This window comes from Paenibacillus sp. FSL R5-0928, from assembly GCF_037970385.1.
Taxonomy (GTDB): Bacteria; Bacillota; Bacilli; order Paenibacillales; family Paenibacillaceae; genus Paenibacillus_AQ; species Paenibacillus_AQ odorifer.
In genome coordinates this window covers 4,620,825-4,645,008 of the sequence record NZ_CP150225.1, presented here as the reverse complement: position 1 = coordinate 4,645,008, position 24,184 = coordinate 4,620,825, and the positions used below count along the sequence as shown (strand labels likewise).

22 protein-coding genes and 1 pseudogene are annotated in these 24,184 nt (G+C 41.3%); 18 read left to right on the top strand and 5 right to left on the bottom strand.

The features are described from left to right. Positions 1-19: 19 nt before the first annotated feature. Both MKZ16_RS20995 and MKZ16_RS20990 read right to left on the bottom strand, forming a co-directional pair. Positions 20-296: pseudogene (locus MKZ16_RS20995) on the bottom strand (DUF711 family protein); the annotation flags it as partial. 152 nt (positions 297-448) lie between these two features. Next, positions 449-607: a transposase gene (locus MKZ16_RS20990; RefSeq protein WP_162636765.1), complete on the bottom strand. Its 159-nt coding sequence runs from the start codon at positions 605-607 to the stop codon at positions 449-451. Positions 608-675: 68 nt separating this feature from the next. Between MKZ16_RS20990 and MKZ16_RS20985 the strand changes: the two genes are divergently transcribed. From MKZ16_RS20985 to MKZ16_RS20920, 14 genes are all read left to right on the top strand, one after another. Beyond that, positions 676-885, top strand: coding sequence for a hypothetical protein (locus MKZ16_RS20985; protein ID WP_038572277.1), 210 nt, complete (start codon positions 676-678; stop codon positions 883-885). A gap of 146 nt (positions 886-1,031) precedes the next feature. Next, positions 1,032-1,448, top strand: coding sequence for a DEAD/DEAH box helicase (locus MKZ16_RS20980; protein ID WP_076105255.1), 417 nt, complete (start codon positions 1,032-1,034; stop codon positions 1,446-1,448). Positions 1,449-1,499: 51 nt separating this feature from the next. Beyond that, complete coding sequence (locus MKZ16_RS20975) at positions 1,500-1,943, top strand: hypothetical protein (protein ID WP_143758655.1); 444 nt, start codon at positions 1,500-1,502, stop codon at positions 1,941-1,943. Between the two features lie 222 nt (positions 1,944-2,165). Continuing rightward, the gene (locus MKZ16_RS20970) at positions 2,166-3,491 is read left to right on the top strand and encodes an adenosine deaminase family protein (RefSeq protein ID WP_143759062.1); all 1,326 of its coding nucleotides are present in this window, start codon (positions 2,166-2,168) and stop codon (positions 3,489-3,491) included. Between the two features lie 533 nt (positions 3,492-4,024). Then, positions 4,025-4,216 (top strand): cysteine-rich CWC family protein, encoded by a 192-nt coding sequence (locus tag MKZ16_RS20965; protein WP_076105273.1) that lies wholly within the window; start codon positions 4,025-4,027, stop codon positions 4,214-4,216. Between the two features lie 86 nt (positions 4,217-4,302). Further along, positions 4,303-4,872 (top strand): hypothetical protein, encoded by a 570-nt coding sequence (locus tag MKZ16_RS20960; RefSeq protein WP_076105257.1) that lies wholly within the window; start codon positions 4,303-4,305, stop codon positions 4,870-4,872. A gap of 218 nt (positions 4,873-5,090) precedes the next feature. Continuing rightward, positions 5,091-6,791, top strand: a complete 1,701-nt coding sequence (locus MKZ16_RS20955) for a molecular chaperone HscC (protein WP_076105258.1) — start codon at positions 5,091-5,093, stop codon at positions 6,789-6,791. Continuing rightward, positions 6,788-8,236, top strand: coding sequence for a J domain-containing protein (locus MKZ16_RS20950; RefSeq protein ID WP_076105259.1), 1,449 nt, complete (start codon positions 6,788-6,790; stop codon positions 8,234-8,236). Before MKZ16_RS20955 ends, MKZ16_RS20950 begins: the two co-directional genes overlap by 4 nt. Before the next feature lie 16 nt (positions 8,237-8,252). After that, positions 8,253-8,930 carry a DUF1266 domain-containing protein gene (locus tag MKZ16_RS20945; RefSeq protein ID WP_051491590.1) on the top strand — a complete coding sequence of 226 codons (678 nt, stop codon included), beginning with the start codon at positions 8,253-8,255 and terminating at the stop codon, positions 8,928-8,930. A 584-nt stretch (positions 8,931-9,514) separates the two neighbouring features. Next, positions 9,515-10,138, top strand: coding sequence for a TetR/AcrR family transcriptional regulator (locus tag MKZ16_RS20940; RefSeq protein ID WP_076105260.1), 624 nt, complete (start codon positions 9,515-9,517; stop codon positions 10,136-10,138). 42 nt (positions 10,139-10,180) lie between these two features. Next, on the top strand, positions 10,181-11,428 hold the full coding sequence (locus tag MKZ16_RS20935; protein WP_179090013.1) for an MFS transporter: 1,248 nt from the start codon (positions 10,181-10,183) through the stop codon (positions 11,426-11,428). A 166-nt stretch (positions 11,429-11,594) separates the two neighbouring features. Beyond that, positions 11,595-13,934, top strand: a complete 2,340-nt coding sequence (locus MKZ16_RS20930; RefSeq protein WP_076105262.1) for an FtsX-like permease family protein — start codon at positions 11,595-11,597, stop codon at positions 13,932-13,934. Between the two features lie 14 nt (positions 13,935-13,948). Continuing rightward, complete coding sequence (locus MKZ16_RS20925) at positions 13,949-14,713, top strand: ABC transporter ATP-binding protein (RefSeq protein ID WP_076105263.1); 765 nt, start codon at positions 13,949-13,951, stop codon at positions 14,711-14,713. A gap of 65 nt (positions 14,714-14,778) precedes the next feature. After that, positions 14,779-15,351 (top strand): DUF305 domain-containing protein, encoded by a 573-nt coding sequence (locus tag MKZ16_RS20920; RefSeq protein WP_076105264.1) that lies wholly within the window; start codon positions 14,779-14,781, stop codon positions 15,349-15,351. Between the two features lie 86 nt (positions 15,352-15,437). Here MKZ16_RS20920 and MKZ16_RS20915 read toward each other — a convergent pair whose 3' ends face one another. Beyond that, positions 15,438-17,300: a rhamnogalacturonan lyase gene (locus MKZ16_RS20915; protein WP_162164293.1), complete on the bottom strand. Its 1,863-nt coding sequence runs from the start codon at positions 17,298-17,300 to the stop codon at positions 15,438-15,440. 156 nt (positions 17,301-17,456) lie between these two features. Between MKZ16_RS20915 and MKZ16_RS20910 the strand changes: the two genes are divergently transcribed. Together MKZ16_RS20910 and MKZ16_RS20905 are read left to right on the top strand one after the other, a co-directional pair. Continuing rightward, entirely contained in the window at positions 17,457-18,506 is a 1,050-nt protein-coding gene (locus tag MKZ16_RS20910) for a phosphotransferase (protein WP_036688963.1), read from the top strand. A gap of 242 nt (positions 18,507-18,748) precedes the next feature. Continuing rightward, positions 18,749-19,276 (top strand): hypothetical protein, encoded by a 528-nt coding sequence (locus tag MKZ16_RS20905; RefSeq protein WP_036688960.1) that lies wholly within the window; start codon positions 18,749-18,751, stop codon positions 19,274-19,276. Positions 19,277-19,299: 23 nt separating this feature from the next. Here MKZ16_RS20905 and MKZ16_RS20900 read toward each other — a convergent pair whose 3' ends face one another. Then, a complete protein-coding gene (locus MKZ16_RS20900) occupies positions 19,300-20,547 on the bottom strand; it encodes an MFS transporter (RefSeq protein WP_339203292.1) in 1,248 nt (415 codons plus the stop codon). Between the two features lie 66 nt (positions 20,548-20,613). Then, positions 20,614-21,525 (bottom strand): LacI family DNA-binding transcriptional regulator, encoded by a 912-nt coding sequence (locus MKZ16_RS20895; protein WP_076100191.1) that lies wholly within the window; start codon positions 21,523-21,525, stop codon positions 20,614-20,616. Positions 21,526-21,726: 201 nt separating this feature from the next. On the opposite strand from MKZ16_RS20895, the gene MKZ16_RS20890 reads away from it, so the two are divergent. Further along, positions 21,727-23,316: a peptide ABC transporter substrate-binding protein gene (locus MKZ16_RS20890; protein WP_051491588.1), complete on the top strand. Its 1,590-nt coding sequence runs from the start codon at positions 21,727-21,729 to the stop codon at positions 23,314-23,316. Between the two features lie 184 nt (positions 23,317-23,500). Next, on the top strand, positions 23,501-24,052 hold the full coding sequence (locus tag MKZ16_RS20885) for a polymer-forming cytoskeletal protein (RefSeq protein ID WP_076105266.1): 552 nt from the start codon (positions 23,501-23,503) through the stop codon (positions 24,050-24,052). The last annotated feature ends 132 nt before the right edge of the window (positions 24,053-24,184 follow it).

Sequence of the window (24,184 nt, the reverse complement as noted above, 5' to 3'; positions counted from 1 at the left end):
TTGCTGTTTGAGGTTTCAATTAATTCTTAAAGCTATGAATTGGAGCTGGGATTCGTCCGCCACGATTAACGAAGTTCGCGCAGTTGAAGCCGTTTACTGCTATAACTGGTGCATATCCGAGCAGGCTGCCAAATTCGACCAAAGGTCATAGATTCCAGCTTCTCTAGTGTAAGGGTACCCCGCTGAGCCGCTTTAATCATGCCGTGATCTTCATGGAACGGAATAAAGGCTCTACTATTAAGCCCACCTACATAGGAGGAGGCCATTACGCCACTTTTTTTAATATTGTCATTTAGGGCGTGTCTGAAAACTATCATTGAGTCAATTTAAAAATGGAAGCTATGTATATAAACGCGAGGAATGACTTAGTCAACTTATCGTAACGAGTGGCCACACGGCGAAAGTGTTTGATTTTATTGAAAAAGCATTCAACCAAGTGGAGTTCTTTCTACCGATACCAATCGACCTTCCATGGATGTTGACTATTCGTTTTAGGTGGAATGGTGTAAGTGGCCTGTTTAGTCGTAATCCAGTTCCGAATCGCTTCTGAGCCATAGGCTTTGTCGCCAAGAATGTGACTTCCAATAATATCTAACTCCTGAAGCAATTCAATCGCTGGAAAAGAATAACTTGACCACCCGTCAGTAGAAAAGCTAGAGGGTTGCCTAATCCATCGTGGAAGATATTAGTGATCGGGATTTTGATCCTATTAGCAAACCCGAGAGTTATCTCGAATTTTATTTTGGGAAACCTGGAAGTGGAGGGAACAAGAGGACATTACATTCGTATGCAAAATATTGGGGGAAGGAAATTCCGCAGGAGTATAAAGATCGACAAAATGAATACTTTTACGAATCAGATGCTTCCAAAATTTTAGATGAATAAATAAGTATGAGAGTGATAGCATAGATTTTATTTATCAAGCTTCCTACAAAGGCATTTACAATATATTATTTATTGAACGGGCTTTCGGGGCTCAAGGGCATTTGTCTAAGTTAGTAAATGGATATATCCCACGAGCCCCCCAAATAATGATTACGAAAAAGGTTGGCGAATCTTTAGAAAATTCACAGCATTTAATCTGCGAAGCCGGCACCGGGACTGGTAAATCACTTGGATATTTAACTCCTGCAGCTCGATGGGCTGTCGTTAATAAGAAAACAGTTATTGTCTGTACGCATACGATCCCTTTAATGAATCAAATCGTTAATGTGGAGCTGCCAAGAGTAGTTAACATTCTTAAGATGGAGAAGTTATCACTTAAGTTCCAACATGTCAAAGAAAAAGATCATTATATTTGTAATACAAAATTAGAAGCTCACTGGCAAGAAAAGTTACGCAGTAATGATTCTGAAGCTAAACTTGTACGTGAAATTTCAAAGATGGTGAAACAAGAACGGGTTGGGGATCGTGCGGCTCTAGGATTCGATGTTGAAGACAATGTGTGAAAAAAGATTAGTGCTTCCAATTGTCCAGCCAATACTAAACCAAGCAACTGCATGTTAGAAGACCTGAAAGGAAAGATGTATACCTCCCATATAATTGTCACAAATTTCGCTTACTTCTTTAATGATCTAAAAATGAGAATGAAGACGGGGAATGGTACTCTTCCAGCATATGATGCCGTCATTTTTGACGAAGCACATGAAATAGAGGATGTATGCTGCAATGTCTTCGAAAAGAAAGTAGATATCAACCGTTTTGAAATTTTATTTGAAGCAATCTTCAAACGAAGTGCATTTTCGGAACTCGATCATGGAAATCAAATCGAGCTTGCTCAGCTTCGTCAAACTTTTCACCAGCAAATTGATGAAGTGTACGCTCAAGTAGGAAAGAAGATGAGAGATGATCAAGGAGGATTACTTGCCTTCAAGCTTATGACAACCAAGATTGAAATTTCCGAGGTTTGTGCTACTCTAAGCCAAGCGCAGCAGTTTCTTTGATTACTATTTCGATCTTAGGGTTAGCCGATTATAAAATAACAGTACCCGTAGTCGCTGTAATTGTGGTTAGTTCTCTTCATCCAGATATCGATGAACCTAATTCACTTTTAGTATCAAGAGAACTCCCAACATCCTTGCTTCGTCTTCTGCAGGGCGTACTTATCACACTTGCTGCATTCTAAACAGTATTTTCTTTGTCCTGACTGTAGTTGTGAATACGGTTTGAATTCAAGCAAAGAATTAATAGAGAGAACTTATTTCATAAGGGCTTTTGAGATTCTTTCAAATAGAAATATGGATAATTTAACCTGGCCAGAAAAAGAAAAAATATTTGGATTAAAGCGAAATAGTATTCTGAGAATTATTGCTAATGAATTTATTACTGTGATGTTAACAGCGATCTCTTCAATTCAAACAGAAAATGACTTCGCTGACATGGTCTTTGAGTGTGCTCGTGAAATGGTAGAACAAAATATTATTTATCGTGAAGCAATGTTTGATTACACAGCTTGCTATGGACGTAGAGGAATTCCACTAAAAACTGTTATGAATGGCTTTGCTAAAGGCTTAAAATTAGTAAAACAAAAGTTTAATAATATTGATATACGTTTCATTGCAAACCTCGATAGAACAGCTCAAGTTAAGGATAACTGTAAATATATTCAAGAGTTAGTGAAGTACAGAGATATGATTTCATTGATTGCTGTGGGAATGGATATGCAAGAACTTGGACATCCGGCTCATCGGCAAGCTGAGGCTTTTGCTGTTGCAAAAGAAAATGGATTCTTTATTACGGGTCATGTTGGTGAAGAAGTTGGTCCAGAAGGTATTTGGGATGCCATCCAATCGATACCATTTGATAGAATAGATCATGGTGTTCGTGCTGTAGAGGACGAAAAGTTATTAGAATGGTTGGCAGATAAAAAAATATTACTTACTCTATGTCCAGCTTCTAATATAAGCTTAGAAGTATATCCGTCGTGGGATAAATATCCAATCAAAAAATTAATAGACAACGAAGTGAAAGTATGCATTAATTCTGACGACCCACCTTGTTTTCACTATGATCTAACAGGAAATATTATTAAAATTGCAGAAACCTTTGATTTTTCTAAGGCACAAATTATTGAATTAATACGTAATTCATTCATTTTTAACTATTTTTGCGGTTTGTTTGTCTTACGGTCGATACAACAAGTCGAGACCAAGTATTTGTACCCATTACCGTTCTGGGTGACAACCGAGAATTTTGTTTATGATCCCAATATGTCTACAATGGATAACCTGCAACGTTTGATTGGGTATGGTGGATTTATTCCTATCCTTGGGGCGGGTCCTGATGGACTCAACTCCATTTTATATCTTGTTCGTGGACAGAAACTTATTCTTGTAGCACGGATATTCAGGCAAATCTATAAATTCAACCCGTGTAATTGCTTCTCACCTGGCACACTGGTGAATAACCAAGAAGGTGCCAAGCCGATTGAACAGGTTCAAATTGGTGATATGGTCTGGTCCAATAATCCAGATACTGGAATATCCATATAGGTGAAGAGATACTAACGACCACTGATTTGCATCCCTTCTGGATGATAGGCAAAGGATGGGTGTTGGATTAAACTATAATCAGGTCGCACTTACGAATGAAGGAGTTAAAGCTTTGCATGAAATAAGAAAAGATTTTATAGAAGGAAAGATAGCACTTGGAAGAGTGAAATAATACTGTTGGAGGTACACATGAAAATATGGCAGTGGGGGTTTGAAGCGGATAAATACGAGACTGTTTCTTTCCCGAACCCACTCTAAAAAGCTCATCTTCTTATCATTCATCTGTTATTCTCCCATTTGAGTTCGTAATGTTCACTATCTTAATGCAAGTGAACCGAGTTCACAAGTCTAGGAATAATAGAGAAATTGGGCTTATGCTAAACTAGGGATCTTCAGAAGTGGTTATGTCGGAAACCTATACGGGGGTTGTTTGTTTTACTTACTGACGTATTGTCATTTGATGGATTTTTTTATTAATATGGTTTTCCAAAGAAAAATAGTTTGTGATTTTTGGGGGAGTAGAAATTTTGGATATGATGAACATACTGGTTGAAGAACGATATTGTCCTTTATGTAAAGAATTGAATCATTGTGGCGCTGAAAGTGGTGACTGTTGGTGTTTCCATACAGAAATTCCACTCGAATTGCAAGAACAGATCCCGGAAGAACTGAGAGGGAAAGCTTGTATCTGCCAAAAATGCGTAGAAGCATTTAATAAACATTAACCGGGATTTTAATTAAACTCTCGACGAAAACCGTAATTTCATTGTATATAATTAAAGTGTAATCTAAAAAAATAATGGAGGCGCAGATGAGGAAGCCAATAATTGCAGTAGATATGGATGATACAATTTGCCATCTAGTGAAGCGAGCCATATACCATAATAATAATGATTATCCCACGCATCTGCTGCGGTATGAGGAAATGCTTGATTGGAATACGGATCATTTACGTCATCCGGATTGTACACAAGAGATTTTCTATGGGCGGCCCGGTCTGTATGAAGAGCTTGAACTGTTTGACGAACATGTCGTAGAAGAAATGGAGAAACTGCATAACGCTTATGATGTAATTATTGTTACAGCAGCCCAACCCCAGTCGGTGGTGGAAAAATGGAACTGGCTGCAGAAGCATATGCCGTTTATTCCGATTGAAAATTTCTTTACCTGTAAGCGAAAAAATCTTATTAGCTACGATCTATTGATCGATGACGGGGTGCATAACCTGGTTCCGGCATTGCAGGGGGGAAGAAAAGTGCTTTGTATTCCGCATCCATGGAATTTGCGGGCCCGTGAACAATATGCTTTTCCATTATTGACCTCATGGGAAGGTGCAAAAGAGAAGATAGATCAGATGTTAAGACGTCCAGAGAATGAATGAGACTGTTTTTTATAGATGATGTACAGAAAAATATCCTCCGCCAATAAATGAAGGTATCCCATTAGCCATTGTGGCTTTTGAGATATCTTTTTTATGTCTATTGCAGAAGGACAATTTCATTTTTATGCTCTGGATGTAAATATGTTGAATTAGTGACATTTCGATTCTTGGACTCTTTTCTTTGTATATTATTGTATATAAAAGGAGTGGAGATAGTAGTGAGAACAATCGGAATTGATTTAGGAACGACCTATAGTCTTGCTGCTTATTGGGACGGCAGTCAGGCTGTAATTATTCCCAATGTACTCGGGGAGCATGTAACACCCTCGATTGTTAGTGTAGATGCAGGGGGAGAAGTATTAGTTGGAAGAATCGCACAAGAACGACTGATTACACATCCACAGTTAACTGCCTCGACTTTTAAGCGCTTTATGGGATCAGCAAAAAAATACACGCTAGGTACGATGACTTTTACTCCTGAAGAGTTATCTTCTTTTGTTCTGCGGTCACTGAAAGAGGATGCGGAAAATCATCTAGGTGAGTCCGTAACGAAAGCTATAATCAGTGTTCCGGCTTATTTCAATGATGTTCAGCGGAAAGCAACTAAGAAAGCGGCTGAGCTGGCCGGTTTACAAGTAGAGCGGCTTATTAGTGAACCTACGGCGGCAGCACTCGCTTATGGTCTGCATCAGAATCAGGAGACTTCATTTCTTGTTTTTGATCTGGGTGGAGGAACCTTTGATGTGTCAATTCTGGAGCTTTTCGAAGGGGTAATGGATGTTAAGTCGATTGCCGGAGATAACTATCTAGGCGGGGAAGATTTCACGGAGATACTAGTGGCCTATTTTATCCAAAAGAATAAGCTGGACGCGGAATCGTTAACACCAATAACGAGGTCGATGTTGTATAAGCAGGCAGAGCAGAGTAAACGAATTCTTGGTACAGAGTCTGCTGCGACTATGCGGATAGTTATTAAAGAGGAAGAATACGTGCTGACTATAGATCGCTTAGAGCTTGAGCAATTGGTGCAACCGTTACTAATACGTCTAAGGCAGCCGATAGAAAGAGCATTGCGGGATGCTTCTTTGCAGCCTTCCGATCTGGATGGGATTGTGATGATTGGGGGTGCGACTAAAATGCCTCTGATTAAGCAAATTATCAGCCGTATGTTCGGGAAAATGCCTTATGCGAATATCAGCCTAGATGAGACCGTCGCACTTGGAGCTGCGGTTCAGGTGGCCCTGAAGCAGCGTAATCAAGCGCTGGACGAAATGATTTTGACGGACGTTTGCCCCTATACATTAGGGACCAGTGTTCTGCGTAGAGGTTCAAGCGGACAAACGTCATCTGGACATTACTTTCCGATCATTGAACGTAATACTCCGATTCCTGTTAGCCGGGTAGAACGTCTATATACAGCTGCAGATAATCAAAAGATCATAAGTGTGGATGTGTATCAGGGGGAGAGTCCTCGCGTTGAAAATAATCTTTTCCTGGGAGAAATGGAGTTTCAGATTCCGCAAGCACCTCGGGGAGAAGAAAGTATAGATGTCAGATATACATATGATGTGAATGGGATTCTTGAGGTGGAGGTTACAACAGTTTCAACAGGTCAGAAGCATCAGATGATCATCGAGCAAAATGCTGGTGCAATGACGAAAAAGCAAATTGAAGCTCGTTTACTGGAACTGCGGAGTATCAAAATTCATCCGCGTGAGCGTACCGAGAACAGGCTTCTGCTTGCTAGAGGTGAGCGTTTATATGAAGAGGTGCTTGGGGACCAACGGAAATTTATCGCACAATGTCTGAAAGTATTCGAAGATGCTTTATATACTCAGAACGAGAAAGTGATTGAAAAAGCGGCACAAGCTTTCAATGAGCAATTGGCGGAAATTGAAGGGTGGTCATACTTCACATGACAATCTGGAGTATGTTGGAGATTGAACCCACAGATGAACTAGCTATCATCAAGAAGGCCTATGCCAAGAAACTGAAATCGCATCACCCCGAAGATGACCCTGAAGGATACCAGCAGCTTAGAGAAGCTTATGATACAGCTGTGAAATGGGCCCGCTCCGGGCAGCGTATAGCAAGCACTGTCCCTTCATTTGTAGGTGAGGATAAGAAAGAAATAGCGGAAGCAATATCAAAAGAAATAGAAGAAATGGTGATACAAGCAGAAAAAGTAATACGAGTAGATGAAGCTGAGGAGGAAGAAGGCGAGGAAAAAGCAGAAGGGGCACCTTCTATACCTCATGAAAACGAGTGGGCGCTGTTTCGCCCTCTTCCCATCCAACTTGATGCTGATCTTCAAGAACAGCCAGCAGATATTTTTGACAGACAAATTAGGGAACTGTATGCGGATTTCTCGCGCCGGATTAAGCAAGCTTCGTGGCATTCACTTTTGAATGAAGATTTCATGTGGAGTATAGAGCATCGCGATCGGCTAAGGGATAAGCTTATGTTGTTCCTTGATCAGCATCGGAATTTGCCTCATGCCGTATGGGAGGCGTTGGATTCATTTTTTCATTTTCGTGAGGACAAGGAAATATTTCTTCAACGTTTTGATAAAAAGTTAGTCGAGTACATACTAGGGCAGGTCGACGGAAGCATGGAGATGCGTTATGAGTGTTTCCTTTTGCAGGAGTCTCTTGAGTTCGACATAGAACACTATCTAAATCTGAGGCAATCCGCTCAATTCATGCTGATGGAGGATAAACATACTGAAGCTGGCCAACTCCTCGATGAAGCAAATAAGCTGTTTCAGAATGATCCGGATCTGCAATTAATGCGAGCTAAGTATTGTCTGGATACTGCTGATTATATGGAAGCGCTGGTGTGCTTGGACCGAGTAACCACTATGTGGCCTAACGAAAGAGACGGTTACTTATTAAGAGGGCGGCTTCTCTACTATTTGCAGCGTTATGAGGAAGCGATGAAGGATTGTGAATATTTGTTGCAAGAGGATGCTGGAAATAGAGATGTGCAATGTTTAATTCTGGAATGTAAGATTGCATGTTCTCAAATTGAGGAAGCTCTTACACAAACGGAGACTAATGAGCCTAAAAAGGACGAGTTCATTCATTTTCGTTACCTTGCGAATAAGTCCATGTTGAACAACAAAAAACTGTATCCACAACGTCTTCGTATCTCTTCGCTCGTAACCATTGGAAAGAACATTATAAGGCCTATATTATTCTATCTATTGGTTTTCCTGAAATTAAGCTGGTTCTATATGTTGGTATATACCATATGTTATTTTTCAGTATCTGAGCTTCCCCCGCTTGTCAATGCAGTGTTCATTCTTATTATTCTATGGAAAGTCAGGAACATTTGCAAAACAGCATACCTATTCTCGAACTAATATCAGGAGGCTCTATATGCTGAAGGAATACAATGTTAAGCAAAGAAAACGATTGGAAATGTATTTCCGCTGTCTTTCCTCTACCTGCATACGTGGTCTCTTAGGGAGATACTATGTGGTTTATGAGTTTGATTTCAGTAATGTCTTCTTCAAAAGAGGATTAATCAAAAATGCTTGTGAAAGATGGAATATCGAGGATGCTAACTCCTTTCATCGCCAGATTCGCTGGCTTCTAGAGGATGGCAACCGTGCAGAATATAGATCTTTACATGCTCGATTAGCCACACTTTCCGAAACCTCACGCAGTAAATATCTTGAGGCACATAAGGATCATGAGGATTTTGTTAATCTGAAGGTTGTTGCACAAGGAATACATCAGTTGCCTTCTGGTGACATTTCTGCTTTTGGGTTAGCTTGGGTAATTTATCTGAGCCGGATTGGTTATGTTGAGGATTATTTGAAGAAGGAAGAAGCCTGGGAATACAAAATAGAAGCAGCAAGGCAGCTACAAGAACGTTATAGCAGTTGGGCGGATTATTATATAGCCTATTCCTTGGGCAGCAAATTTTCATTAGTACAATCCGGCGGATTAGATAATCTTTTTGAGACGGGATTGCAGAAGCTCATGCGAAATAGCAGCATTCTATACAGGGAAGCCGTTTGGGGGCAAAATCTGCAGCCGGAAGCCACTTAGTCCGTACTTAGGTAATTAATACCTATTGAATACCTATTGAATACCTATTGAATACCTATTGAATACCTATCCCGTGTTGCTTAAGGACCCAAAGGACGCTATTTGCAAATTTATAGCCCTTTGAGCCGGTTTTCGGACTCCAGTGCAGCTATTCCTTGAGGAAGGGGTCTTTTGTGGTGTTTTTCATGTCAATAGTGGCTATGCGGTCCGTTAGGATTCCAAATGGGGGATAATGCAGCATATAAGGTCAGCTGTGTCCGATAGGCTATTATGTCGTAAGTGTAAATGTGATATAAGCAAACGAAGTTTAGTGTTACAACACGAGCAAAGGTTTCGCTCAACGGATCAGATCAAAGAGCAAGCTAAAAGTAAAACGCAGCAGTAAGACCAAACAATAAAACCAAACAGTAAAACACAACAGTAAAACACAACAGTTTATCCAAAAAAGAGGGAGTTCCAGCTGCTATAACATAGCTTTTGGAATTCTCTCTTTTTGTGATGCCGGATTAATCTTGACAGGATCTGATATTTGTATATAATTGGAATAGACCGACGGTCGGTCGATAGAATGGAGGACGTTTCAGATGAGAATTTCCAAAGAAGCGGAAGAACGTAGAAATGAAATATTGGATACAGCAGAAATGCTGTTTTTTACGAAAGGGTATACCAAAACGACAGTGAATGATGTCTTGCAGGCTATAGGTATTGCGAAGGGAACCTTTTACTATTATTTTAAATCGAAGGAAGAGGTCATGGATGCTGTAGTGCTGCGATTTATTGATGTTGGTGTAGCAACCGCTAAGCAAATTGCTGCAGATCCTAAGCTGACCGTTCATGAAAAGCTGCTGCAAATCATTATGGCGCAAAAGCCGGATACGGACAGAAAAAGCCAAATGATTGAGCAGTTCCATCAGGCTGATAATGCACAGCTGCACCAGAAAAGCTTGGTGGAAACCATTTTGCGGCTAACTCCTGTTTTGACGGAGGTCATTGAGCAGGGCATAGAGGAGAGACTGTTTCACAATCCGTATCCCCGGGAGACGATGGAATTTCTATTGATCACCTCTCAATTTCTTTTTGATGAAGGTATATTCAAGTGGCAGCCTGAGGAAATCATCCAGAAGATAAGAGCTTTTATCTATACGATGGAAATTACGCTAGGGGCGGAGAAAGGTAGCTTCGACTATGTGTTTCAAATGTTTGAGTAGGGGAGAGGGAATAATCTGAACAACAAATCCTTCGGAAATTTTATGATCATTTGGATGGGGGAGTGGATATCCAGTATTGGCAGCGGGTTGACGGCTTTCACCTTAGGGGTTTATGTGTTCCAGATGACGCAGACTGCCTCTAGCGTGGCACTTTTAACCTTATGTGCTTTTCTCCCTTCCATTGTGCTCAGTCCTTTTGGCGGCGTGTTAGCGGATCGGTTTGATCGTCGATTGATGATGATAGCAGGGGATTTGTTATCTGCTTTTGGACTAGTATATGTTCTCATCATCATGCTGCTGGGTGAACCTCATTTATGGCAGATTTGTCTAGGCGTGACGTTTTGTTCGATTTTTGTATCCTTGCTTGAACCTGCCTACAAGGCTACCATTACAGATTTATTAACAGAGAAGCAATTTGCCAAGGCCAGTGGTTTAGTTCAGCTTGCTGCGTCCTCAAAATATCTTCTTTCCCCTATCCTTGCCGGGATTTTGCTTAGCTTTATGGATATAACAACTATCCTGCTTATAGATATCTCAACCTTTCTAGTTACAGTTCTTGCAGTGATGGCTGTTCGCAGGAATCTACAGACTGAACACAGAGTCCCAATGAATCAGTCGTTTGTAAAAGATTTGAAGGAGGGCTGGGATGCTCTTATTTACACGAAAGGTGTACTGCAGCTTACGATCATTTTGTCTGTCATTACTTTTTATGTGGGTTTTCTCCAAACCTTATATACGCCTATGCTTCTACCCTTTACGGATACGAAAACTCTAGGCACGGTATTGTCTGTAAGTGCTATAGGGATGTTGCTCGGCAGTCTGATTATTGGAGTTTTTAGCATCGATCGTAAATATATTAAAGTATTAGCGCTCGGCCTAGGATTCGCCGGTTTGTTTTTTTCTTTGGTGGGTCTGACCACGAATGTTGCTTTTATTACAGCTGCTGGCTTTTTATTTTTTGCAACGTTGCCTTTTGTTAATACCAGTGCTGACGTTATGATTCGCAACCATATCCCAAATGACACACAGGGGCGGGCATGGGGGATCATTGGCATTTTATCACAACTCGGTTATGTGGCTGCGTATGCTTTTGCTGGCATATTGGCTGATCAAGTGTTTAATCCTCTTTTGCGAGAGGGAGGTCTGCTTACTTCATCAGTAGGTAAGGTGATAGGCACAGGGGAAGGACGGGGAATCGGTTTATTATTTATCATCTCTGGTTTGCTCATCATTATTATGGCATTTGTGATCCCCCGAATGAAATCCATTCGCTGCCTTGAACATGAATAATTAAACGAATTAAAAACCATAAAGGAAAGAAACGAAGAGAAAGTTTGGAACTGTAGGAGCGATAGCGACCGCCTTTGTCTCCGGAAGTCCAAATTTTCGCGCAGTGACACTAATTCTAGTGATTATCTGTAGGTGGATTCAACTAAGGAGAGGAGAAGGCCCGTCAATGCTGCTACGAATTGTAAAAAGAGACCTTCAACGCAATAAAATCATTACCTTCGGATTATTTGTGTTTATCATGTTATCGGCTTTGCTTGTTGCTTCTGCGTCGCAAGTGATTATGGAGTTGTCGGGGTCCTTGAATCAGCTATTGATTAAATCCAAAGCCCCTCATTTCGTGCAGATGCACGCAGGACAAATCGACAGCTCAGCAATCGAGAGCTTTACAGCTACTAATCCACTGGTGAAAGATCAACAAACCGTAGAGATGCTTAACTTGGATGGATCTAACGTTTATCTAGGCAGTAACCAAGGCTCGGAAGCAAACAGCGTGATGGATATCGGCTTTGTAGAGCAGAATCCTTCGTTTGATTTGCTGCTGAATTTAGAGAACAAGGTGATTGAGGTATCGGCAGGAGAAATCGCTGTCCCCATTTATTATATGAAGCAAAAGAATCTGAAAATCGGCGACGTAGTTAGCGTTTTAGGTGAACAGTTCGATAAAAAGTTTGTGATTACTGATTTTGTAAGGGATGTCCAAATGAATCCAGCCATGGTCAGCTCCAAACGTTTTGTCGTAAACGCTGCTGACTTTACAGCGCTTAAACAAAAGCTCGGCGAACCTGAATACCTGATTGAATTTCAGCTTACGGATCTATCCAAGCTCAATGATTTCCGCAATGAGTATCAATCCTCAAATCTGCCCAATAAAGGCCCCTCTATTGACTATCCTTTATTTAAAACGCTGAATGCACTGACGGATGGGATTATCGCAGTTGTTATTATTTTGGTAAGTGTTCTGCTGATGCTGATTGCTATTTTATGTCTCAGATTTACGATGATCGCTACCTTGGAAGAGGATTACAGAGAGATAGGTGTCATGAAAGCGATTGGGATCACGCAGCAAGATATTCGCAGCATTTATTTAGCAAAATATATCGTGATGGCAGCCGTCGCCTCTGTATGTGGATATTTACTATCTTTAGGTGTGGTGCGTTTGTTTACAGCCAATATTACTTTGTATTTGGGCGTTGCTCCTGCCAGTATCCTTCAATATTTTGTTCCTGTCCTGGCGGTAGGTTTGATCTTTGGAGTTGTTGTATTCTTTTGCCGGATGATTCTTAGACGCTTTAATCGCATCACGGTTGTAGAAGCTTTACGGTCAGGTACGAGGGGTGAAGCAAGGATTAACACAAGCAGATTTTCACTTAGTAAGCGTAAATTTGTTAACGTGAATGCTTTTCTCGGGGTAAAAGATGTTTACGGGCGCTTCACCATGTACGGATTATTGTTCTTCGTATTTGTGATCAGTTTGTTTATCGTTCTAGTGCCAGTGAATATATTGAATACCCTTCAGTCTCCCCGGTTTGTTTCTTATATGGGCGTCGGTCAGAGCGATATTCGTATAGATTTGCAGCAATCGAACCAAATAGAGAAGCGTTTTAATGAGATGATAACCAAGCTTGAAAATGACCCGGACATCTCTAAATTATCTCCACTGATTACTTCTAGATTTAAGGTATTAGGTAGTGATGGTGTATGGGAATCGCTAAATGTTGAAACCGGTGACTTTACTATTTTTCCGCTCTCGTATGTTAATGGAGGAACTCCTAGCAGTGCAAGTGAGATCGCTCTTTCTGACCTGAACGCCAAGGAACTGAATAAAAAGGTGGGGGATACCGTTCTTTTAGAAGTTGCTGGGGTGGCAAAAAAATTGACTGTTAGCGGGATCTATCAGGATATAACTAATGGTGGCCGAACCGCAAAAGCGCAATTGTCATATGATCCGAAGACGGTTCTCTGGTATGTCGTAGCTTTGGATGTGAACCCGGGAATTTCCGTCCAGGCAAAAATGGATCAGTACACCAAATTATTTTATCCAGCAAAAATCACTCATCTGCAAAGCTATTTAGCTCAGACATTAGGAAATACAATTCGCCAATTGAAGCTGGTTACAGGCTTATCCATCGTTATCGCATTTTCGATTTCGATATTGATTACCTCTTTATTTCTGAAAATGCTGCTTGCCAAGGATTCTTCGCAAACCGCTATTTTGAGAAGTGTTGGCTTTACGTTAGGAGATATTCGTAGGCAGTATCTGGTAAGGATGCTGATAATATCAGGGCTGGGCGTCATTCTTGGTACTTTTGCGGCTAACACTCTCGGGCAAAAAATTGCACAAATGCTAGGCTCTTTTATGGGTGCTTCTAAGATACAGTTTGTAATCAATCCGGCGGTAGCCTATCTTATTCTTCCGCTACTTTTCATGCTGATTGTAGCGCTCACCACCGTAACAAGCACGATCTCAATGAGAAAATCCAGTATAGCCAAACTAATTGTCGAATGATAGGAGGTGGCAGAATGTTCATATTAGAGACGAAGGGGTTAAAAAAAAGTTATTCAACAGGGCAAGGAACTCCGCAGTCGATATTAAAGGATGTTCAGCTTCAGGTGTCACAGGGGGAATTCATAGCTGTCATGGGACCTTCTGGTTCAGGAAAATCAACATTGCTGTATACGATCAGCGGGATGGATAAGTTGACAGCGGGAAGTGTTATTTTTAAAGGGCAGGAGATCAGCGGAGTTTCAGAGAACGAATTAGCCGGACTGCGCTTAAAGCATATGGGCTTTATTTTTCAGCAAATGCATCTGTTAAAAAACTTGAATATCCGCGACAATATCATCCTGTCTGCTTATCGGGCGAGAACCAGCAGCCGTAGAACTATCAATAAAAGAGCAGCCGAGTTAATGAACAAAACAGGAATTGCTACGCTGGCTGAACGTGATATTACACAGGTGTCAGGAGGACAATTGCAAAGAGCAGCAATCTGCAGAGCACTCATTAATCAGCCAGATATATTGTTTGGCGATGAGCCAACCGGGGCGCTTAACTCAAAAGCAGCTAGTGAAATCATGGACATATTAGCAGATATTAATCAATCAGGAACAACGCTTATAATCGCCACACATGATGCTAAAGTCGCTGCTCAAGCTGAGCGTGTCTTATATATGCTAGATGGCAGCATTGCAGCTGAGCAACAGCTTGGAAAATATAATCGCGTAGATGGTGAATTGAAAAGGCGGGAGGAGAAGCTTGCGGCCTGGCTATTAAAGCTGGGATTCTGATTGGGAATCTAGGATCATACCCATAACGTTTCTCATACACTATCCAGAAAGGAGTTATGAACCTTATGGATAGAAACTGCAAACTAAGCAATGTGACACAAGCTTATCTGAATGCTTATTATAATATTCTAAATACCATGATTAGAAGAATGACATGTGTTCCGCTATCGTGTAGTATATCAGACACCTTTATTCAACAGATGATACCGCATCATATCGCAGCTATTGAGATGTCTCGTAATATTCTTAAATACACGACCAATCTTGAAATACAGCGTATTGCTACAAATATCATTTCAGCACAAACCAAAAGTATCTCCAATATGCAAGCTATCCAGTGCAAATGTAGAATGCTGACGAATACAGATTTTGAACGATCTCAATACATGAAGAAATTCGAGCAAATAACGCAAACGATGTTCTCAGAAATGGGATCGGCAACTGTAACCAACGGAGTGAATGCGAATTTTGTACGAGAGATGATACCCCATCATGAGGGCGCTGTACGAATGTCAAACAACGTTTTACAGTTTAATATCTGCCCAGCACTAAAACCTATTTTATATGCAATAATAACCACTCAATGCGAAGGCATTAAACAATTAAAAAAACTATTAACGCACCTCGATCATTGCTGATATAAACCGAACAAAAAAGCAATTGCCCCGGCACATCCGGATAACTGCAATTGCTTTTTTATTCACTTACTAATTCTTTAGAAAGCTTACGGCACTACGTAGATATTGGGTTTAGACACAGTGGGCATACCGTTGCCTAGGAAAAATCCTGTGTGCGGAGGTTGATTGTAAGCTGTATTCTGCCAGGCAATGCTCAACCGATATACTGGATCATGCATTAAGGTATATATTTTATTAGTGGTGATGTTCGTAGTTGTATAGATTCGTAGAGCCGAGTTATCGGACTTTCTCCAGATAGCCTCTTCGCGCCAGTCTCCAAGCAGGTCGGCCTGTAGGCTTGGTGTTGCTTTGGTACTATTGTTGGATGCTACGCTCGCTCCGGTTAATAAATTGGTAACGGAGTTGCTTGCAGGGTTCCATTTGTCAATCTTGACACCATCCAGCAGTTCGCGGGACAAGTCGCCATCCCACCAGATTCCAAAATTCACAGAAGGCATTGTGCTGCTTATTTTGGTGCCTGTAATGGAGTATAGGCCAACACCGTGAGCCCATACCTCTTCCCCGGGATAATTGGGATCAATATCGGCAGCCATCCCCCGGCCGGTATCTTTTCCCGTGTATACACCCCATAAGACCGTCCCGTTTGCAGCATCCCATACCGCAGCGCCATAGGGAGAACTAGTATTTTCCATGACTTTAAAAACTTCGAGACCGGGGCGGTTCGGATTTAAATCGCCTACATGCAGCGCGTCTCCATGACCCAGCCCTGTATTGTATAAGGTCGCACCGTTATTATCAATGGTTAAGGCACCATAAATGATCTCATCCTTACCATCGTTATCCACATCGGCTACACTTAAGCTATGATTACCTTGACCGGCGGTTCCAGCATTGGTGGAGCTATTGCTATCAAAGGTCCATTTACGAGTCAAAGCACTGCCATTCCAGTCAAAAGCTACAACGACTGTGCGTGTATAATAACCACGTGCCATAATGATGCTTGGATGTACTCCATCCAGATAGGCTACTCCTGCTAAAAAGCGGTCTACTCGATTGCCGTAATTGTCACCCCAACTGGATACCGTTCCTCTGGCAGGAACATAATCAATTGTGGTTAAGGCTTTCCCCGTTTGTCCGGAAAATACACTCAGATATTCAGGTCCGGTCAGGATATATCCACTGGAATTGCGATAATCTGCACTTGCGTTTCCAATGGTTACGCCAACTCCGTCAACCGTACCGTCTGCTGTTTTGCAGACTACTTCGGCTTTACCATCACCATTGAAATCATAGACTAGAAATTGAGTGTAATGTGCGCCAGCCCGAATATTTTTGCCCAGATCAATTCGCCATAGCCGAGTTCCATTCAGCTTATAGGCATCCAGATAGACGTTGCCAGTATAGCCACTTTGCGAGTTGTCTTTGGAATTGGAAGGATCCCACTTCAATACGATTTCATATTCCCCGTCACCGTCTAAGTCACCCACGCTGGCATCATTGGCACTATAGGTATAACTTACGCCATCTGGCGTAGTGCCGCCAGCCGGAATCTGAATTGGAACGTCCAAATAATTGTTGGCCCATACATTTGCTGCTGGAGAATCAGATTGCTCAATACCGCCAACGATTGCTCGAACTGTATAGCTAGACGAAGCTGTGCCGGCGTTATCCTGATAATTCGTGCTGTCCGTGATTGGGGTAACGTTTACTTTTGTGCCATTGCGGTATAAATTAAAAGAAACCGACAGTTCTTCTGTTCCGAGTAGCCGCCAGCTCACAAATACACCGCTGGATACCTTCACTGCTACTAGTCCCCGATTTAGCTTTTCCGCTTGCCGGGCAGCTGCTGCCGACACAGAGGAAAGAGAGCCAAAAGCTGCCGTCCCTAACGTAAAGACTAAAAACCAAATGATTACAAGATATCCTGACTGATGTAACCGCTTACTCATTAACGAAGCCTCCTTTTCATTTTTGGTTCACGAGGGTTACACAGGATGTCATAGTGAACAGTACATAATATTTCATATAGATAAAAATATGTTTTAAATTTACTTGAACCATTTTAAATGAGTACGACTTTACTCACACAGAAAGGAATACATAACATGGAAAATATAAGCTATAATTTAAAATTCGCAACACTTTGTGCCAAATATAATCTGGGTCTGTTGATGAATGAACCTGAACCGATAACAGGTGGACTCTTGCACAGAATGTATCGCCTGCAAACGGATAAAGCGCAATACGCAGTAAAGGCCTTAAATCCTCAAATTATGCAACGAGATACAGCAATGTCCAATTATATTTTTTCTGAAATGGTTGCGAACCTGGCTTATCAAAAGGGGATCCATGCTGTTCCGGCAATCGTATCTAATGGCAGTAGTATGCACGAGGTTGAGGGGCAATTTTATTTATTGTTTCCATGGGTTCAGGGGACGGCATTACCTCCAGGCATAATAGATTTAGATTGTTGTAAAAAGATTGGGGCAATTCTTGCGCAGCTCCACAATATTGATTTCTCACAGGGAACGGATGAGCATCACTTTGAAACGCTTATAGCGTCTAATGGTTCAGTTGCCAATTGGAAAGAGCTTGCTCTCAAAGGAGAGCAGCAGGGTATAGAATGGTCAAGCTTGCTAGCAGATCACCTGCATAAGATAGAGAATTGGGAGGCATTGATTCATTCTTCAGCGAGTCTATTGACGAATCAATATGTTATCAGCCATCGGGATTTAGACCCCAAAAATGTCTTGTGGGATGAGCGGCAAGCTCCAATAATAATCGATTGGGAAGCAGCAGGACCTATTCATCCGACGTTAGAGCTGATAGATGTAGCTTTATATTGGTCAGGTTCTGAATCGGGAGATTTAAGCAAAAAGGCATTCTCAAATTTGATTAGCAGCTATCTGGAGCATGGCGGAAAGATTTATGCGGATTGGCAGGTTGTGCTTAACTATTGCTTTTTGGGAAAATTAGAATGGTTAGCTTACAATATCAGACGTTCGCTAGGACTGGAGAGCTCGGATGACGCAGAACGGGAGCTGGGTACTCGTGAGGTAATCCGTACGATTAATGCAGTACACGACTACGCTGATTTTATTCCACAATGTTTATTATGGTTGGGAGATTTAGATAACCGTCACTACCTTTGGTGAGGAACATTTAGCAGGCCAACCTGCCAGGGAGTTTTATCGGAAATTTGGATTTAGTCCTTTGCAGGAATATGTTCCCGATGGACCGGAAGGGGGTTCACGCCAAAAGTTTAAACTGACTGTAAGTTAAAAAGGAGGACTTATGAAGAAGTTTATAGTTATATCTGGCGTCTCGCTATTTTTGCTGGCGATTTCTTTTAACCCATTGTTCAACTATATACGTGAAAACAGGCAGGAAAGCAGATATGACTCCATGGGATGAAGAGGAGAAAGCCCCGCCTGGTGATATTGTCAAAGTTCAGTTCTTATTAAATGATCAAAAAATCTCCACCCCTGATGAAATATGGCTATCCAATCGGGACAGAGGCAGCAGATATTTTTCGTGGATAGATATTCTCACAGTAAAGGACCGAAAGACTGGTGAGGAACAAGTAAGTATAGTCCAAAGACTGACCGATGATAGTCAACCCATGGAAACAAGAAAATGGAAAATCATCACGATTGCACAAAACGGAGAAGTAGACGAAGAGGTTCTCAGCTATGCGCAAAGAAGCATCAATCATTTAGGTGTCAAGCTAATCGAGTTCTCCGGTACCTCCCTTATGGGTATGGGATATTATTCAGATGTTACTAAGGCCTATCCTAGTATTTTCTTCCCACTCCTATTTCCGTTTCTAACTGGAATAGCGGGTCTCCTGTTATTGATTTTTCTGGTTGTTCTATTACTGTTTGAGCTTTATCTTAGACGCGTTATTAGAAAAAGAAGGCGATAAAGAACACAGGATACATTCTGAAATTACTTGTAGTTTCGAATTACCTTTAATTTAGTGATAGTTGATAAGGCAAACAGCAGCAGTAAGACTCCGATTGAACCCATGACAGGACCAGGGCTGAAGAGATCAGACAAGAACGAGACAGCAGTAAGACCAATGGATGGGGCTACACTCATGATAGAACCTAATACACCGAACACCCTACCCTGGATGTCTTCTGAAACTTCCAGCCTAAGGATTGTATTAATCAGCAACGTGGAGAATGAGAACATGAAGCCAATCACAAGAATGATAGGAATGGCAATCGCAGCGGAAGTGACGAATGATAACAGGAGGTACAGGGGACCGAGACATAGCAGTCCAGTCATAATAAGGAAACCTCTGTTTTTCAATTTGGAGCCAAGCAGCAAGATCAGTCCGGACCCGATCATATAACCAAGTGGAATACAGGCTTCAATAAGTCCAAACTGAAAGGGAGTGGAATCCCACACTTTGACGGCCATAACCTGCGTCAACATCAGGGAGGGGACAAAAAATAAGGTTAAGGTAGGAAGCATAATCATAACGGCGCGTGCGAAAGGATACCTCCAAATATAGCGAATTCCATCAACCAGATCCTGTGTGAATTTCCGTTCTTTCTTGGGTGCGTTATTTAATTGAGTTGGCAAAGGAAGGGAGCGAACTGCTAAAACGAGCAGAAAGGAGAGGAAAAATGTAGCTCCATCAAATAAAATAGCGTCGGCTGCTCCAAAACTCGCTACGAAAATACCACCGGCTGAATAACCAATAGTACGGCAGATGTTTTCAGACAAGTTCAACAATCCTACCGCTTTTTGTAGATGTTCTTTACCAACAACAGTAGTGATAGAAGCTTGGTATGCCGGGGACTGGAATAAAGCTGAAACGGTCGTAAGACCCGTCAGTATAGCGACTATAATGAACGATGTAGAGGGCAGGGAAATGGCTAAAGCAAGTGTCACTACGAGTCCGCAACTTATCAGATCGGTGATCAGCATGAGGGTTCGACGATTGACCCTATCCGCAAAAGTTCCCCCTATCGATCCAAGTAAAGAACTGAGCACTAAATTGATTATCGTGATGATGGCAATCATTTTGGCGCTGCCGGTCGTTTGCAGTACCCATAAACTTAAAGCAATACTATGAAAAGTGTTACCGAATAAGGAAATGGAGTACGAACTGAGTAGCAGCAGGAATCTCCGATTTCCCCAAAGAGAGGGATGAGCTTGAACAGCAGGGGGAACTTGTTTCACTAATAAAGGACCAGACATAAGTTATGCTCCCTTCAACTTAAACGCTTAAGTGAATAGCCAAAAAAATTATTCTACAAAATAACAATTATTTTTTTGTGCGGAGTAGTCAGAATGATGCAATAATTTGTCCATTAGTTCAAATGCAGTAGCCGCTTTATCCCCTGTGAAAATGAATTTATGAACGTCATCGCCTAATATTTCCGGACAATTGCAGGTGCAAAGCACAGAGAGTTGTTCGAACCTCCCGTTTTTTTCAACGTAACTTCCAATAAACTCATTAATGACAATGGCCTCTTTATAGCCCCCCTCCTGTAAGAATGTATTTAATTTCTCCAAATTGACAACGGTGAATATCGCTTCTTCAGGTAATGGAATACTGTCCTGAATAAAACGGGTGAGGAAAGAGTTATTGAAGCTCTCCATAATTAAACATACCTGTGAAAGGTCCTGTGGTTTTACCTTTTGTAGAGCTGCTCGATAGTTGAAAAGGACCTGCTTAAAGAGTTTATCTTCAATCATGCTGTCGATCAGAATCAAAGGAATTCCTTCTACAAAATGCTTGGAGATCGAATAAAAGGCTTCCTCGCGCACATCGATCAGAAATACAGCCTCCAGCTTTCTTTCTACGATAATATCCAAAGAAGGCTGGTCAACATCAAGTGAATATAGCAGCGTATGGTAACCAGCATTTGTTAACCGTTGTTCCAAGGCATGTATAAATGAGAACTGGGCATGGAGCTTCCAGTGTGGGGTATGGGCTGAGGTGTTAACGAGCACACCTACCAATCCTGTTTTCTGATTCGCAAGTGAACGTGCCGCCAGATTGGGTATGTAGTGTAGTTCCTCGGCAAGCTGAAGAATCTGCTGGCGCGTTTTCTCAGGAATGGTTTGGTTGCCGACACGATTCAGAACATAGCTCACTGTTGCGACGGAGACATTGGCACGAAGTGCGATGTCCTTCATGGTTGTCTTTTTCACCAGTAAATAGCTCCCTTATCCTTGTGATATTTTCTAAAGATTAACATTCTGATCCCAAAGCGTCAATGGGAAGTGAGTGTGCAGTTAGATGACCCTGCTAGGTTCTAGAAATGGAAGAATTGCGGTGAAATTAATCTATCGGAATCAATAGATTCCATGTTATTCTAGTTAATAAAAATAATAGAAATAGGGGAAGTGTCGATGAAAAAATTGCTCCATGTTCTCTTTGTTTTAGTATTACTAATAGGTTTAAATGTAAGTGAAGGGAACACTGCATCTGCTGTACAGGCTAAACAGGTGTTGCGTATTGGTTTTGATTATATTCCTGTAGATCTAGATCCTGCCTCTTCCACAGATAGTAGTACGACTACGGTCATTAAAGGGATATTTGAGGGATTGGTGCGTTTGAATGATGCGGGAGAGGCGGTTCCCGGGATAGCCAAGTCGTGGACAGTCTCCAAGGATGGGAAAACATACACGTTCTCCTTGCGGCCGAGCGCAAAATGGAGTAATCAGCAGCAGGTTAAGGCTTCAGATTTTGAGTATGCATGGAAACAAGCGCTTGCACCTCAGTCTATGAATAGCTATGCATTCAAAATGTTCATAATTGCTAACGCAGAGAATTATCATAAAGGGAAGCTAAAGGAGTCTTCGAAAGTGGGTGTGAAAGCGTTAAATAACGATACACTCCAAGTGACTTTGAATGAAAAAACTTCACATTTCCCGCAGCTTCTCGCGGAAAGTATTTACATGCCAATTAATGCGCAAGTCGCGAAAGCAGATAAGAATTGGGCGTACAATATTAAAACTATGGTTACTAATGGCCCTTTTAAACTGCAACAGTGGGATGAAAATTCGATTCATCTAATTAAAAATCCAAACTATTATGCGGCGCAAGAAATTCGTTTCTCAGAGGTGCATCTACTTCGGCCTAAAGCTGGAACACCTTCGCCAACTATGGCCTACTTAAACAATGAAGTTGACTGGGTAGGGGCAAAAGATGAGCTGATAGATAAGGCTTCTTTAAATTCTGTATTCCCTCAGGAGTTATATGCATTGCCGTATGCTTCTACATATTATTATCAGTTCAATCTAAGCAAAGCACCTTTCAAAAATCTGAAGATACGTAAAGCATTAGCCATGGCAGCTAACCGAGAATCTATCGGCTATGGTACACCTGCTTACGGTTTTATTCCTCGGAGTATTCGTGGTTCCAAGTTGAATTTTAGATCAGAGATTATTGATACACGGTATTTCAAAGAGGATGTAATACAGGCTAAGAAATTACTTCAGGAAGGTTTGAAGGAAGAGGGCTTAACTCAGCTTCCTAGTTTTTCGATTATTATAAATGAAGGTCATGAAGAAATTGCAGAAGCCGTTATTAACAGCTGGAACAAAAATCTGGGCATTACAGTAGGCTTTGAGGTTCAACCCTGGGAAGATCTGCTTGATAATCGTCTTAAGCTGAATTATACAATGGCAAAAGCGGCTTGGGCAGCCGACTATAACGATCCATCGACTTTTTTAGATTATTTCACATCTTGGAGCAGCGATAATGATTCGGGCTGGAGCAGTGCACTTTATGATAGTTATATTAAACAAGCTAGGCTTACATTAGACACTAGCGAACGAAACAAGCTTTATGCAAAAGCTGAAAAAATGCTCATTGACCAAATGGTCATCCTTCCGCTGTATTATTTTTATGCTGATGTTTTGCATAAACCTAACATTAAAAAAGTAAGTGTAGAGTATGATGGTTCCATATCTTTTTCAAGAGGGTATTTAATCTAAAAAATTATAGTAATAAAGACTATGAGGATACTTCCGCAGTTATTGGGAGTGTCCTTTTTGTATGGAATTAATCACCTTTGTGAAACCGCTTCAGATAACGACACAATATTGTGAAAATTTTCACCTGTTTATTAAAAATTTTAATATATAATTAATTTATAATCAAAAACAAGGGGGATTTAAAATGAAGTTATTTAAAATGATGTTAGTAGCAGGCGTCTCGGTTGCAGTCTTGTCTGGTTGTGGTGCGAATAATAATAATGCAACTAATTCAGCGGCTACTACGGCTCCAGCTACAGAGCAAACGGATGCAGTTACTACAGCTTCAATCGTAAATCAAGCAGATGCGTTTACCAAGGCTGTAAGTAAAGATGGAAACTGGATTATTGCCATTCTAAATGATGTGACCATTGCCCAAGATGTTGTTGTTGAAGGCGAATTCCATGATAAAGGGGCCGCAGACGGCGACATCTACCGTAAGATTGCTCTTTATTCCCAAGACGCTGATCACAAAGTTACTGCCAATTACACACTCACTGTACCTAAGTTAACTGTACAAAGTGAAAATTTACGAGTTCAAGGCGGAACCATTAAAGGTGATGTTTATGTAGAAGCGAACGGATTTAATCTGCATGAAACTTCGACTATTGATGGAAATCTTTACTTCGCAAACGAAGATGTGAAAGCAACTGCAGGGATTGAAGGTAAAGTGACTGGGGCAACTGAAGTTAAATAAGTTAGTGATGATTTCGATTAGGTAGAAGTAGAAGGACTAAATAGATAGAATTATCCGGATAGGATAGGCAAAAGGAATCAGTAATGAATGGGCTGACTCATAATGGACTACACCCCATCTAGTTACCATATG